Annotated in this window: 14 protein-coding genes; 7 read left to right on the top strand and 7 right to left on the bottom strand. The window is 63.0% G+C overall.

Annotation, left to right across the window (positions count from 1 at the left end; all coding sequences use genetic code 11):
* Positions 1 to 41: 41 nt before the first annotated feature.
* The 3 genes from ACOJSJ_RS10240 to ACOJSJ_RS10250 are packed head-to-tail and all read right to left on the bottom strand — an operon-like array spanning position 42 to position 1,479.
* Positions 42 to 269: a F0F1 ATP synthase subunit C gene (locus ACOJSJ_RS10240; protein WP_006961951.1), complete on the bottom strand. Its 228-nt coding sequence runs from the start codon at positions 267 to 269 to the stop codon at positions 42 to 44.
* Positions 270 to 322: 53 nt separating this feature from the next.
* A complete protein-coding gene (locus tag ACOJSJ_RS10245) occupies positions 323 to 1,108 on the bottom strand; it encodes a F0F1 ATP synthase subunit A (RefSeq protein WP_420144878.1) in 786 nt (261 codons plus the stop codon).
* Positions 1,109 to 1,155: 47 nt separating this feature from the next.
* Entirely contained in the window at positions 1,156 to 1,479 is a 324-nt protein-coding gene (locus ACOJSJ_RS10250; protein WP_420144879.1) for an AtpZ/AtpI family protein, read from the bottom strand.
* Between the two features lie 193 nt (positions 1,480 to 1,672).
* On the opposite strand from ACOJSJ_RS10250, the gene ACOJSJ_RS10255 reads away from it, so the two are divergent.
* Both ACOJSJ_RS10255 and ACOJSJ_RS10260 read left to right on the top strand, forming a co-directional pair.
* On the top strand, positions 1,673 to 1,978 hold the full coding sequence (locus ACOJSJ_RS10255) for a metalloregulator ArsR/SmtB family transcription factor (protein ID WP_420144880.1): 306 nt from the start codon (positions 1,673 to 1,675) through the stop codon (positions 1,976 to 1,978).
* Positions 1,979 to 2,122: 144 nt separating this feature from the next.
* Positions 2,123 to 2,644, top strand: coding sequence for a hypothetical protein (locus ACOJSJ_RS10260; RefSeq protein WP_420144881.1), 522 nt, complete (start codon positions 2,123 to 2,125; stop codon positions 2,642 to 2,644).
* Positions 2,645 to 2,896: 252 nt separating this feature from the next.
* On the opposite strand, the gene ACOJSJ_RS10265 is transcribed toward ACOJSJ_RS10260, so the two are convergent.
* Entirely contained in the window at positions 2,897 to 3,856 is a 960-nt protein-coding gene (locus ACOJSJ_RS10265; RefSeq protein ID WP_420144882.1) for an acyltransferase family protein, read from the bottom strand.
* Positions 3,857 to 4,030: 174 nt separating this feature from the next.
* Between ACOJSJ_RS10265 and ACOJSJ_RS10270 the strand changes: the two genes are divergently transcribed.
* The 4 genes from ACOJSJ_RS10270 (at position 4,031) to ACOJSJ_RS10285 (ending at position 6,909) form a co-directional block, all read left to right on the top strand.
* On the top strand, positions 4,031 to 4,708 hold the full coding sequence (locus ACOJSJ_RS10270) for an RluA family pseudouridine synthase (protein ID WP_420144883.1): 678 nt from the start codon (positions 4,031 to 4,033) through the stop codon (positions 4,706 to 4,708).
* Positions 4,695 to 5,099 (top strand): alternative ribosome rescue aminoacyl-tRNA hydrolase ArfB, encoded by a 405-nt coding sequence (gene arfB, locus ACOJSJ_RS10275; RefSeq protein WP_420144884.1) that lies wholly within the window; start codon positions 4,695 to 4,697, stop codon positions 5,097 to 5,099. Before ACOJSJ_RS10270 ends, arfB begins: the two co-directional genes overlap by 14 nt.
* Positions 5,100 to 5,155: 56 nt before the next feature.
* Positions 5,156 to 5,638 (top strand): GAF domain-containing protein, encoded by a 483-nt coding sequence (locus tag ACOJSJ_RS10280; RefSeq protein WP_420144891.1) that lies wholly within the window; start codon positions 5,156 to 5,158, stop codon positions 5,636 to 5,638.
* 176 nt (positions 5,639 to 5,814) lie between these two features.
* The gene (locus ACOJSJ_RS10285) at positions 5,815 to 6,909 is read left to right on the top strand and encodes an RcnB family protein (RefSeq protein ID WP_420144885.1); all 1,095 of its coding nucleotides are present in this window, start codon (positions 5,815 to 5,817) and stop codon (positions 6,907 to 6,909) included.
* A 106-nt stretch (positions 6,910 to 7,015) separates the two neighbouring features.
* Here ACOJSJ_RS10285 and ACOJSJ_RS10290 read toward each other — a convergent pair whose 3' ends face one another.
* The 3 genes from ACOJSJ_RS10290 to ACOJSJ_RS10300 form a co-directional block, all read right to left on the bottom strand.
* On the bottom strand, positions 7,016 to 9,541 hold the full coding sequence (locus ACOJSJ_RS10290; RefSeq protein WP_420144886.1) for a putative bifunctional diguanylate cyclase/phosphodiesterase: 2,526 nt from the start codon (positions 9,539 to 9,541) through the stop codon (positions 7,016 to 7,018).
* A gap of 140 nt (positions 9,542 to 9,681) precedes the next feature.
* A complete protein-coding gene (locus ACOJSJ_RS10295) occupies positions 9,682 to 10,500 on the bottom strand; it encodes an arginyltransferase (protein ID WP_420144887.1) in 819 nt (272 codons plus the stop codon).
* A gap of 116 nt (positions 10,501 to 10,616) precedes the next feature.
* A complete protein-coding gene (locus ACOJSJ_RS10300; RefSeq protein ID WP_420144888.1) occupies positions 10,617 to 11,864 on the bottom strand; it encodes a threonine ammonia-lyase in 1,248 nt (415 codons plus the stop codon).
* A gap of 193 nt (positions 11,865 to 12,057) precedes the next feature.
* On the opposite strand from ACOJSJ_RS10300, the gene ACOJSJ_RS10305 reads away from it, so the two are divergent.
* The coding region (locus ACOJSJ_RS10305) for an NAD(P)-binding domain-containing protein (RefSeq protein WP_420144892.1) at positions 12,058 to 12,219 on the top strand (162 nt) is incomplete at its 3' end.

The raw sequence follows: 12,219 nt of genomic DNA on the forward strand, positions 1-12,219 counted from the left end.
CATAGGCGAAATGCCGCCCTGCCCGTTTCGAATTTTCGTGATTAGGCCACGAACACCAGGATCATGGCGATAACGAACGCCAGCAGACCCAGAAGTTCCGCCGCGGCGAAACCGATGAACAGACGACCCTGCTGGCCGTCGGCAGCGCCCGGATTGCGCAGCGCGCCTTCCAGGAACGCGCTGAACACGTTGCCCACACCGAGGGCAGCGATGCCCGCACCGATCGCGGCCAGGCCAGCACCGAGCAGCTTTGCGGCTTCTGCGTCCATGTCGTAAACTCCCTTGTTAAATCAAAGTAACAGTTGAAAAAATTGGCGAAATCTTAGTGCAGGTTCTCGGCATCGTTCAGATAGACCGAGGTCAGCAGTGCGAACACATAGGCCTGGATGACCGCGACCAGCATTTCCAGCGCGCTGATGCCGATCATCAGGATGAAGCTGGCGAGGCCGACGGTTGCACCCAGCGCCGGAGAGGCGTTGGCGCTGTTGATGACGAAACCCGCCAGAACCTTCAGCAATACGTGGCCAGCGGTCATCGCGACGAACAGTCGCAGGCCAAGGCTGAACGGACGCACCATGAAGGACACGAGTTCGATGAAGAAGAGCGGCACCACCATCGCCACCGGCGTGCCGTGCGGCACGAAGAGCGAAAAGAAGTGGAAGCCATGCTTGTAGAAGCCGACGATCAGCACGATCGAGAAGCTCATGATGGCCAGAACGCCGGTCGCCGTGAAATGGCTGGTGAAGGTGAAGGGGTGAAGCCCCACCAAACCCAGCGGCAGCAGACCCAGCAGGTTCGCCAGCAGGATGAACATGAAGAGCGAGAAGACGTAGGGGATGTATTTCCGCCCCTTGTCGCCGATATTGGCGATCAGCAGGTTCTTGATGAAGCCGGTCATATATTCGACCGCCATCTGCCAGCGACCGGGGACCAGTTCACGCTTCATGCCGCCGATCACGAAGATCCACAGCACCACGGCGGCCAGCACCATGTAGAGCGCGCTGTTAGTGAAGGCGATGTTGAACCCGCCCAGCGACCAGCGATCCGTACCGAACAAAGGTTCGATAGCGAATTGGTGCATCGGATCGATTTTGCCGGATTCTGCCACGTTCACCCCTGTAGCGTTCAAGTCTTCGGACTAAGAGCCAAGCAGCCTTATCGTTCGGGCGGCTTCGTCGTCGTCAATCTGATAATATTCCTGAAGGCGGCCGCGATCCCAAGACCGAGGAAAACCAGCAGGAGCCATGGGGATGTGTTGAAAAACCGGTCAAGCACCCAGCCAATCAACGCACCGCCGACAAGACCACCGATCAGTTCGGCCAGCACCCGGTTGCCAAGGCGCGAACCATCGTCCGCAACCTGTTCCGTGGCGCCCTGCCTGACCTTTTCGACCTGCTCGGCCTTCGCGATCCGCTCCTCAAGGGAGGCGATCCGCGAGTCCTCGCCCGCCGGGTCCTGTCCGGATGTGTCCGCTGCCATGCATCATCTCCAATCGAACCTTTGCGGCCCGTGGCATTTGCTTGGCGCTTGCGGCTGCACCCGTCAAGGCAGCGCCCCTCTAGGTAGCCATTTACAAAGTGTCAACCCCGACAAAAGCCAAGAAAATCGGCCTTTCGGACAAGGCGCGGCGGAAGACTTGCGATTAGGCATTTTCCTATTTAGCTAAATAGGAATGGACAAGATCTTCAAGGCTCTGGCATCGGAACCGCGCCGTCGCATCCTGCATTATCTGGCGCAGGAGGCGATGACGGTGGGCGAAATTGCCGACAATTTCGAAATGGCAATGCCGTCCATCTCCAAGCATCTGGGCATATTGAAGGATGCGGGCGTTGTGCGCGAACAGAAGCGCGGGCAATATGTACTCTATATGCTGGCGGCGGACCAACTGGCCGATCAGCTATATGATTTTCTGGCGCCCTTCTGCGATTCCGCGCGGCAGATCGTAGAGGAGAGGCCGCGTAAACGGCGACGGGAATGACGGTTGCGCAAAGCCATGGGGTCCGCGCGAAAAATGCGCGGGAGGAGGTGCCCGGACACAGCCTTAATACCGCGCACACCTTTTCCGTTGAGGGCATCGAAGGAGTGATCCGACATAGATACGGCGGGGACAGGAGAAAATTTAATGATCGGCGGGATCAATAACGGCCTGACCTGGAATAACGGCATCGGCAATGGGCTGGGCCAGATCAAAAAGGCATGGGAGGAGGCAGCGGCACAGGCGTCCGCCCCCGCAGCGCAGACACCGCCGCCCGCCCAGCCTGTCGTAACGCCAGCCCCCGAACCCACCGCATCGACGCCTGCGCCGAGCGCGCCGGTATCGTCGGCACCGTCCCAGTCGGTGATCATCTCTACTCCTGCCCCGTCGGAACCGCTGACCTATGCTGCGCCATCCAGCGGCCCGCGTCAGATGAGCGCCACGCCCGCGACCGCGACGCCGGTGCGGCAGAGTTTAAGCGAACGACTGGCCGACAGCAGCTATTATGCGTCACCACAGGCGTCCGCCGTAGCCGATCCGGTCGCGTCGGCGCAGCGGGAAAAGGATGGCGCGGCGCTCAGCCAGGCGCAGATCATCGCGCAGGCCGCCTATGGCATCGTCGCGCGCGCCGGGGTGGACGACAGACTTTCGCTGATCCAGAACGGATAAAGCATCGTGCGCAAAAGCGGCAATCGGTTTTGCACTTAAAACGATGCGATAACAGACGGCTAGAGCACGCCTCTGACATCAGATTTAACGCAGCCTGCTCTCAAGCCTGTCTAAGCCAACTGGAACAGGTGGCGGCTCGCGCTATGCGGTGAACGGAAGAGCGAAGCCGATGGCATCATCTGCTGGCTCGGAAAATGCGGAAGACAAAAGAAGAATGGAGCTTGATCCGATTCAGCATGAACGGGCCATGCGCTAAAGGAACAGCCGGGTCGCGGCGGGTGACCTGCGGATCAGCGCATGCAGCGCCCATGGGACCAGCAGGGCCAGCGCCAGCAGCCAGAACCTGCCCAGATAAGGCGATCCATAATGGATGATGGCGACATGGACATACATGATCACCAGTGACGCCCGCCCCAGTGCCGCCACCGGCGCGGCATAGGGGACGATCAGCGCGGACAGGCGAAACAGCAGGAATGACGTCGCCACCGCCGCGCCGATCGAGAGCAAGGGCCAGCCATAATCGCCCGCCTTCATGTTGAGCGTAGGCACGAAGCCACCCAGCCCGGCCAGCGCCAGCAGGGCCAGCGGCGCGATCATCCCGTTGCGCCACCGAACCCGTGGCCATGCCGCACCGACCCATAGAAGGATCAGCGCCATGGGCACGGTCAGCAGGCCCAAAGGCGACGCCTGCGTCCACCGTCCCAGCGCATAAGCAAGGAGGAGGACCGGCAGCAGCGCCACCATCCAGCGCCGATCCATGACATCGGGCCAGCGCACCAGCAGCAGGTTGAAGATGATCCGCGCCAGCATCAGGCAGGGTACGAACCAGAAGATGGTATAGGGGCCGCGCAGCCAGAACCCGCCCAGCAGGATCAGCACCATATCTTCGGGCCATTGATGAAAGATCGGCCGCCCGCCCTTCAGCGGCTCCACAACCTGATCGATCAGAATCAGCGCGATCAGGAAAATCGCATAGGGCCGCATCTGGCCGAATATCTGGCGCCGGGTGAACGGGCCGACCGCCTGCGGCCGGGACAGCAGGCCCGATAGCAGGAAGAAAAGCGGCATGTGAAAACTGTACATCGCATCGCGCACCGGCCCGCGCGTCCACACATGGCCGACCACCACCGCGATAATGCCCAGACCACGCGCGACATCGACCCAGTCGAGCCGAAATTGCGCCTGCGCCCCGTCATGCCCTCTATTGTCCATCGCGCGCCGGGCCTATAGAGCATAATCAACACGGCTGGAACAGCTGACCGCTGCCATCATGCGGCAAATGAAGAATATTGAGAGCGTCGTCCGGTTCACTTTAGTCACAAGATGCCGCAACAGGCCGCACGCGCATCCATTTTCCCACTTCAATACCGATCGGAATATCATCCCTTGGCCCTGCTGACCGACCATGTGCTGTTTATCGATGGCGAAGCCCTGATCCTGGACAAACCCGCCGGATTGCCGGTGGATGCGCCGCGCGACGGATCGATGGCGCTGGAAAATCATCTCGCTTCGCTGACCTTCGGCTTTCAGCGCTGGCCCCTGCCCGTCCATCGGCTGGACCGGGATACCAGCGGGTGCCTGCTTCTGGCGCGCAACCCCAAGGCGCATAAGCGCTTTGCCGCCGCGTTCGAGGCCGGGACGGTGGAAAAGCGGTATGTCGCGGTGATCGATGGCGCGCCTGCCGAAGACGAAGGAACCATCGAACTGGCACTGAAAAAGATCAGCAGCGAAGCGCAAGGATGGCGGATGATCCCGGCGAAGGCCGGCAAGAATGCCGTCACCCACTGGCGCAAGGTCGCACAGAAGGATGGCCGCGCGCTGATCGCCTTTACCCCGCAGACCGGGCGGACGCACCAGATCCGCGTCCATGCGCTGCATGGGCTGGGCTTTGGCATCGTGGGCGACCCGGTCTATGGCAACGGGGAAGGCAAGATGCTGTTGCACAGCCGGTTCCTGAGCATGCCGCGCGGGGACAAGCCCGCCGCGGAAGCGACCGCCCCCCTGCCCGCAACCTTTGCCGCGGCAGGCTTTGGTCCGGAACTGCTGGACGATGCCGGACTTTGAGATTCCCGATGATGCGCTGGAAGAGCGCTTCATCACCGGTGGCGGACCCGGCGGGCAGAATGTCAACAAGGTGGCGACGACCGTCCAGTTGCGGGTCAACCTGTTCAGGCTGGGCCTGCCGGTCCATGCCTATCGCAAGTTGAAGGAACTGGCGGGATCGCGGCTGACATCGGCCAATGAGATCGTCATTCAGGCGTCGCGATTTCGCACGCAGGAAGCCAATCGGCAGGATGCGCGCGAACGGCTGGCCGAAATGATCGCCAAGGCGCATGTGCGCGATGCCCGGCGGATCGCCACCAAACCGGGGAAGGCCGCCAAGGCGCGCCGGGTGGACGCAAAGAAAGCGCGCAGTTCGGTAAAGCAGGGGCGCGGGCGCGTGCAGTTCGACTGAGCGTCAGGCGGCGACAGGTGGATTGCACCGGATCGCCGCCGCCCTATATGGGCGCCATGTATGATTTCGCCCCCACCGCCGCCGACAAGGCCACCCTTTACGCAGATATGCTGTCCGCCGCCGATGCGCTGACGGCGTCGGAGCCCGACCCGGTCGCCAATATGGCGAACCTGTCCGCGCTGCTGTGGCAGTTCCTGCCCGACCTCAACTGGGCGGGATTTTATCGCATGGTCGGCGATGAACTGGTGCTCGGCCCGTTTCAGGGCAAGCCCGCCTGCATCCGCATCCCCGTGGGACGCGGCGTGTGCGGCGCGGCCGCCGCAACCCGCGAAACGCAGCTGGTCGAAGATGTCCATGCATTTCCCGGCCATATCGCCTGCGACGCGGCGAGCGCGTCCGAAATCGTGGTGCCGGTGGTGCATGACGGTCGGCTGATCGGCGTGATCGACCTGGACAGCCCGCTGCCCGCCCGGTTCGATTCGGCCGACGCGGCCGGACTGGAAGCACTGGCGGCCCGTATCGCGGCGCGCATCGGCTGACGCGTTAACCCTGTTTTCCGTTCGCGCGCCTACCGCTTTCCATTTTTCGACCCGTTTTAGGACAGCCCTTCGGGGTCAGAATCATGGATAGCCGCGGATCGGCATGCTAAACGATGCGTTAGGATTTCGGCCTGCGCATCCGTTTCGCACGCCATGTAAAACAGGGAGTGTTAACCATGCGAACGGCAACCCTTTTCCTGCTGGGCGCCAGTGCGGTGCTGGCCGGTGCGGCTGTTCCGGCCATGGCGGCGGGTGGCGCGGGCGCTGCGCTGCCGGTCATGGGCAAGGGCTGGAACGGGCCGCGTCCGGGCATGACGCCCCGCCCCGGTGTCGGCGCACCCCGTCCCGGCGGATGGAATGGCCAGTGGAACGGCGGCAACCGCTGGGGACCACGCCAGAATGGCCGCTGGTATGCCGGTTGGGGCGCGCCTGGCGGATGGGGCGCCTATCGCCGCCCGGTCTATGGCTATGTCCTGCCGCGCTATTGGGTCAGCCCCAGCTATTATATCGGCAATTATGGCGCCTATGGCCTGCCCGCCCCGGCCTATGGCTATGGCTGGTCGCGCTATTATGACGATGCGGTGATGACCGACCGCCATGGCCGGGTTTACGATTCGCGCAGCGACATCGACTGGGCCCGTTATGAAGGCGGTTACGCCCCCGATGGATATTATGAAGAGCCGCGCCGCGACAATGGCGTTGGCGGAGCAGCCATCGGCGCAGTCGTGGGCGGCATTGCGGGCAATCGTATCGCCGGGCGCGGCAATCGCACCGCAGGCACGCTGATCGGCGCGGGCGTCGGCGCGGTGGCTGGAATGGCGATCGACAAGGCGGAAGATGCGCCGCACCGCAATGCGCCCCCGCCGCCGCGTCGCCCCGGTGCGGGCTATGATTATGGTTATGGCTATGCCGACGATGCCGTGACGACGCAGAATGATTATGAAGGCCGTTGGACGGGCACATGGACCACGGACGACGGGCGCAAGGTCAGCGGCACCTATGACGGCAAGTTCGAAGGCGAAGTGCGCGGTGCGGGCGTCGATTATGACGCGCCGCCCTATGCCGGGGCACCGCACTGGGCGGGCGATGGCGGCCCGGTCGTGACCCAGCAGGGTGGCGGCTATATTTCGGGCGGCTATTATTATCCCGCGCCGGTGGTGACGACCGTAACGGTGCAGCCCGCCGTGACCACGACGACCACGACCACCACCTATGTCACCCAAAAGATGCCGGTGCGTCGCCGCGTCGCGCGCAGCTGTCGCTGCAAATAAATATGGAGAGGGTCGGGCCTTAACAGAGGTCCGGCCCTTTTTAGGTTATACGCGTCAGCGATGCTGCATATTGCGATTCATCGCCTGTCCCGGCCGAAAGGCTGTTCTAGCAAGGCCGTGGCGGGGTGAAATCGCTGACCGGCAGGGGTCTGCCGAGATGGAAGCCCTGCGCCACGATGCAGCCCAACCGTAGCAGGAAATCGGCCTGCGCGGCGGTTTCCACGCCTTCGGCCACGACTTCCATATCGAAGCTGCCGCCCATTTTGACGATCGCGTCCACGATGGCGGCGTCGCCCGCATCCTGTTCGACATTGCTGATGAAGCTGCGGTCGATCTTGAGCACGCTCACCGGATATTCCTTGAGGTGCGTGAGCGAGGCGAAACCGGTGCCGAAATCGTCCAGCGCCACCTGAACCCCGGCGGCGGCGAAATGGTTGAGCGCCCTTTCGACCTGATCGGTGCCTCGCCCCAGAAAGACGGTTTCGGTCACCTCAACTTCAAAATGACGGGTCGGAATTTCGGTGCGATGCAACTGGCCGAGGATGCGATCGGCGAAATCGCCGCTCGCGAAATCGGCCGCCGACGCGTTGATCGCGACCCGCCCCGGATCGAGACCCGCGCGCAGCCAGACCTGAATATCCTGCGTCACCGCGTCCAGCATCTGCTGCGTCAGGGCCACGGCGATCTCCGCATGATCGAATGCAGCCGCGATGGTGCCGGGCAATTGCACGCCCATGCGCGGATGGTGCCAGCGGAGCAGCGCTTCATAACCCAGCACCCGGCCATCCCGCATGTCGATGCGCGGCTGATAATAGGGCGTGGCGAGGCGATCGACGACGACCTGCCGCGCCATGCGGATCATCGAACTGCGTTGCTGTGCTTCGGACCGCAGGGACGAATGGAACAGGGTCAGCCGCCCCCGCCCAGCCCCCTTCGACGCGTAGAGCGCCAGATCGGCGGCCTTCAGCAGGTCGTCCGCCGCGCCCGCATGTTCGCCAAAGACCGCGCCGCCGATGCTGACGCCGCAGTCGAGCGAGCGGCCCTGATGTACATGCGGCGTGCGCATCGCTTCGATCAGGGACGCGGCGAGACCTTCCAGCTTTGCGCTGTCCGTCAACGATTCGGCGGCCAGGCCAAATTCGTCGCCGCCCAGCCGCCCCAGCACGGCGTCCGGCGGCGCGACCGCCGCCAGCCGTTCGGCAAAGGCGCAGAGCAGCGCGTCCCCGGCATCATGTCCCATCGAATCATTGGTGCGTTTAAGGTCGTCTATGTCCAGCAGCAGCAGGCCGAAATGCTTGTCGTCTACCCGCGCGCGCGCCGCCATTTCCTCCAGCGTCGCCTGCCACAAGGCGCGATTGGGCAGCCGCGTCATCGGATCATGGGTCGCGGCCCAGCGGATGCGTTCTTCGGCATCATGTTCTTCGCTGACGTCGCGGAAGGTGACGATGATGCGCAGCGGGCGGCCTGCATCCGATCGCGTCATCCAGCCGGTGCTGCGTATCCAGCGCAGCGCGCCATTGTCCGCCCGGTAAATGCGCAGCGTCGCTTCGAAATGCGGCGGCATGACGCCATCGGCCACGGCAGACACCATCGCCTGCAAACGCTCGCGATCTTCCGGATGGACCAGAGCCATGGCCACTTCGCTGGTCGCGGGTTGATGGTCGCCAAGGCCGAGCATGCGGCGAAATTCCTTCGACCATGTCCGAACGCCGGTGACGCAGTCGAAATCCCAGATGCCCAGTCGCGCCGATTGCACCGCCAGACGGAAGCGTTCTTCGCTGTCGGTCAGCGCGGTCTGCGCCAGCCTTTCGGCATGGACATCCTCCAGCGTGCCGTACCAGCGCAGGATCGTGCCCTGCGCATTCCTGCGCGCGGAGGCGCGGGAGCGCATCCAGCGATAGCTGCCGTCGCGCAGTCGGATGCGATAATCGACATCGACCGGCGCGCCGCTGGACAGATGACGGCCCCATATCGCCACGACACGCTGCATGTCTTCGGGATGGAGTGCGCCGAGCCAGCCGGTGCCCACGGCCTTATGCGCGTCCATGCCGGTCAGGTCGAGCCAGCGCGGCCCCACTTCCTCTATCAACCCGTCCGGGCCAGCCGTCCATGGTACCTGCGGGCTGAGGTCGACCGAGGCGCGGTAATGATCGCGGCTTTCCGCCAGCGCCATGGCGAGCGCCCGCGATTCGCGGTCATGCCGTTCGTGGACATCCTCCACCGTGCCGTACCAGCGCGGCGATTGGCGTGGCACCGATATGCACATCATGCGCAGCAGGCACCAGCGTATCTGTCCGTCGGCGCACAGGAACGGCAGCGTGAGCGGCTGAGGCCGGGGGGATGCGACCGCGGTTTCGATCAACTGGCGGCGATCGACCCCAGTCAGCAGCGCGCGCCAGCCCAGTCCGGCGGGATCTGCCGCGAATCGGGGCTGAAAATAGCGGTTGCTGCGTTCGATCGCGATCAGGCGACCGCGACAGTCGGCAATCCACCGGAGCAGCGGCGGCATGACCGGTTCGAAAACCGAGGGCAACAGAGGATTGTTACGCTGCAAGAACAGATCGTGCGCGAACAGGTCGTCGCCAGATGTCGAACCGACATCGCGGAATCTACGATCAGCAAAGCGGTCCAAATTCCGCCCCCGATAGCATGTTCCTCTCACCTGCCATCAGCCGGGATTAGCGCAGAAAGTTAAATATTTTGGCCCATCGGAAATAAGGTGGCCATCTTTATCTGCCTGATTTTTCAGTCAACTAGCAGACAGGTGCATATTTATTTGCGAAACATGGCCGTCAGTTCCAGCGGCAATGGCGGTTCGTCGCGCTGTTGCACGCCGCGAATGGCCTGCGCCTGTTCATGCGGATCGAACCGGGTCCAGCCGTTGCGGCCGAGCTTTTCGAGCGGGCGATAGCGGATCTTATATTGCATCCGCTGCGACCCATCGACCCAATAGCCCAGATAGACATAGGGCAGCCCGGCATTGGCAGCGCGCATGATATGGTCGAGAATGATGAAATTGCCGAGGCCCGGCCGGTTTTCCAGCGTCGTGTCGAAGAAGCTGTAGATCATCGACAGCCCGTCACCCTGACGATCGGTGAGGCAGGCGCCCACCAGCTTGCCGGGCCGGCCATCCATGCCCGGTTCGCGATATTCGATGATATGGCTGTCCACCGGGGTCTGTTCGACCATGTCGGCAAAGTCCATTTCATCCATTTCCGTCATGCCCCCGCCGGGATGACGATCCGCCAGATAACGCTGAAGCAGGGCGAACTGCTCCTCCGTCGACCATGGCTTGCAGGCGGTGACCGTCAGGTCGCTGTTGCGGCGGATCAGCTTGCGCTGGGTCGCGTTGGGCTGAAATTCATTCGCCACGACGCGCACCGAAACGCAGGCGGAGCAATCGGCACAGCTGGGGCGATAGGCGACATTCTGACTGCGGCGAAAACCGATGCGGCCCAGCGCATCATTGAGTTCGGCGGCATTGTCGCCGTTGAGTTCGGTGAACACCTTGCGTTCGCTCTTGCCCGGCAGATAGGGGCAAGGGGACGGGTTCGTCACGAAGAAGCGCGGAAAACGGAATGCGGCGGTCACGTTCCAGGCTCCGATTCATGGCGACGGCGCGGGTTGGTCATATTTTCGACTATGCCGTCCCGCGCCCCCGCTGAAAAGGGCGTTTACCACGAAAGTTCGGCCCATATTCCAGCCCGTCAGGCGACCTCGATCGGAGCCACTTCGTAACCGGCCTGCCCCAGCGCCGCGATCAGCCGCTGAAGATGCGCGCTGTCGCGGGTTTCGCATTCCACATCCAGCGTCAGCCCCTTGGCCGGCAGGTTGGTGAAGATGCGCTGATGCGCCAGTTCGAGGATGTTCACCGCTTCCTGATCGAAGATGCGGGCGACATGGAACAGCGCGCCCGGCCGATCCTGAAGGATGATGCGCAGCCGCGCCAGACGGCCCGAGCGCGCCAGATCGCGTAGCAGCACATTGGCCAGCAGACGCGTGTCGATATTGCCTCCCGTCAGCACCAGCCCGACATTGCGCCCGGCAAATTGATCACGATAGGTCAGCAGCGCGGCGAGGCCAGCGGCCCCCGCCCCTTCGACCACGGTCTTTTCGATCTGGAGCAGCAGGCTGACCGCTTCCTCCAGCCGCCGTTCGGTGACCAGCAGCACATCATCCGCCAGCCGCTCCACGAAGCGGCGGGTGATTTCGCCCGGCTGCTTGACGGCAATCCCTTCGGCCAGCGTATCGCCGTCGCAGGCAAGGTCGGCGCCCTTGATGAAATCATACATGGATGGATAGAGTTCGGCCTGCACACCGACCAGCCGAATGTCGGGCTTCATCGCGCGCGCGGCGGTAGACATGCCCGAAAACAGGCCGCCCCCGCCGATGGGGATGAGCAGCGTGTCGATCTGCGGCGCGTCCTCCAGCATTTCGAGCGCGACCGTCCCCTGCCCGGCCATGATGTCGGGTTCGTCGAAAGGATGGACGAAGGTCAGGCCCTGCTCCACCTCCAGCAGACGGGCATGGGCATAGGCATCGTCGAACTTTTCGCCATGCTGCACGACGGTCGCGCCGTGGCCCTGCGTCTGCGTCACCTTCACCGTGGGGGTGGTGGTGGGCATGACGATGGTGACGGGCACGCCCAGTCGCTTGCCATGATAGGCAAGGCCCTGTGCGTGATTGCCCGCCGACGCGGCGATCACGCCCTTTGCCTTTGCCGCGTCGTCCAGTTGCAGCAGGCGATTGAGCGCGCCGCGTTCCTTATAGGCGGCGGTGAATTGAAGATTTTCGAATTTCAGATAGACGTTGCAACCCAGCATGTTCGACAGCGTCTGGCTAATCAGCGTCGGCGTCTTGACGATGGACCCCGAAATCCGGGTCCGCGCGGCAAGAACGTCATCGACGGTGATGGGGAGCGGCAGAGCGCTTTCGATCGTTGCGAGCTTGGTCATGGGCGCGCCCTAAACGAAAATTGCGGGCGAAGAAACTGGCACTGTCGCAAAACTGGCCTTATGGCATGGTTACACGCAACAGCATGACAATCGGCAAAGGCCGACGGTCATGTTGCATTGTCCTTTGGCTTCCGCGATTTCTTCAGCATCGGATCGCTATCCGGTCTGAAATTGCTCCAGATATAAGAGGCATATGGCTAGCATCGCATTTATCGGCCTGGGCGTCATGGGCGGCCCGATCGCAGGACATCTGGCCAAGGCCGGGCACAGCCTGACCGTCTATAACCGGTCCATCGGCAAGGCGAAGACATGGGCCGAAACCTATGGCGGCGCGGTCGCCATCAGTCCCGCAAAG

Source organism: Sphingobium sp. (assembly GCF_048594625.1).
In the GTDB taxonomy this organism is placed as follows: Bacteria; Pseudomonadota; Alphaproteobacteria; order Sphingomonadales; family Sphingomonadaceae; genus Sphingobium.